Origin of the sequence: Neorhizobium sp. T6_25, assembly GCF_002968555.1 — a bacterium.
Lineage (GTDB): Bacteria > Pseudomonadota > Alphaproteobacteria > Rhizobiales > Rhizobiaceae > Neorhizobium.
Genome location: NZ_PVBL01000062.1, coordinates 1 through 1358 on the forward strand (window position 1 = coordinate 1; position 1358 = coordinate 1358).

At 60.8% G+C, this 1358-nt stretch carries 1 protein-coding gene; it reads left to right on the top strand.

Annotated features, from left to right (window positions below):
* The first annotated feature begins 96 nt into the window (after positions 1-96).
* Complete coding sequence (locus C5L10_RS33315) at positions 97-1293, top strand: IS256 family transposase (RefSeq protein WP_105433208.1); 1197 nt, start codon at positions 97-99, stop codon at positions 1291-1293.
* The last annotated feature ends 65 nt before the right edge of the window (positions 1294-1358 follow it).

Sequence of the window (1358 nt, forward strand, 5' to 3'; positions counted from 1 at the left end):
GATCGTGTCCCATGGAGTGGTGTAGCTGGATTTCATAGCCATCGGTGATTTCCGTTAGGGTCGGGTTGCTTAGAGCCAACCTGAAGGACACCACCGATGACCGACGACATGATGAACCTGCGCTCACTCGTTGAGAAGAGCGCCGACGCCGATTTGCTGCGCGAGATGATCGGCTTTGCCGCTGAGAAGCTGATGGCGCTGGAGGTCGGCGCGAAGACCGGCGCGGGCTATGGCGAGAAGAATGGTTTGCGGCTTGCCCAGCGCAACGGCTATCGTGACCGCGACTGGGAGACACGGGCAGGCACCGTCGAGCTGCGCATTCCGAAGCTTCGCACAGGCAGTTATTTCCCGAGCTTCCTCGAGCCACGCCGCATGGCGGAGAAAGCCCTGACGGCAGTCATTCAGGAAGCCTATATCCAGGGCGTTTCGACCCGATCCGTCGATGACCTCGTCAAGGCGATGGGCATGAGCGGCATCTCCAAGAGCCAGGTATCCCGACTGTGCGAGGAGATCGACGAGAAGGTGAAGGCCTTCCTCGACCGGCCCATCGAAGGCGAATGGCCCTATCTCTGGATCGACGCCACCTATCTGAAGGTCCGGCGCGGCGGGCGCATCGTCTCTGTCGCGGTCATCATCGCGGTGGGCGTCAACACTGACGGTCGACGTGAAGTGCTTGGGATGGAGATCGGCACATCCGAAGCCGAAGCGATCTGGACCGAGTTCCTGCGTAAGCTGACCAGACGGGGCCTGCTCGGCGTCAAGCTCGTCGTCTCTGATGCTCATGAGGGCATCAAAGCAGCCGTATCGAAGGTGCTCTCGGCCACTTGGCAGAGGTGCCGTGTCCACTTCATGCGTAATGCCCTGGCCCATGCCGGAAAGAGCGGACGCCGTGTTGTCTCCGCCTTCATCGCCACGGCTTTTGCTCAGGACACACCGGAGGCCGCAAGCACCCAGTGGCGCAACGTCGCCGACCAGATCAGGCCGAAGGTGCCGAAGCTTGCAACCCTCATGGACAGCGCCGAGCAGGACGTGCTCGCCTACATGACCTTTCCCAAGGCGCACTGGACCAAGTTGCACTCGACCAACCCTATCGAGCGATTGAACGGCGAGATCAAGCGACGGACAGAGGTGGTCGGCATCTTCCCCAACGATGACGCCATTGTGCGCCTGGTCGGGGCGCTGCTGCTCGAACAGAACGATGAATGGGCCGTCCAGCGATCCCGCTATATGACACTTGAGACAATCGCCACTATGAGCGATGATCCACTCATCAGCCTGCCAGCTGCAAGCTGACACTCATCCGGCCCTCTGGGATGAGCCGTGGTCGTCTAAGCTACACCACATCCTGGGACACGATC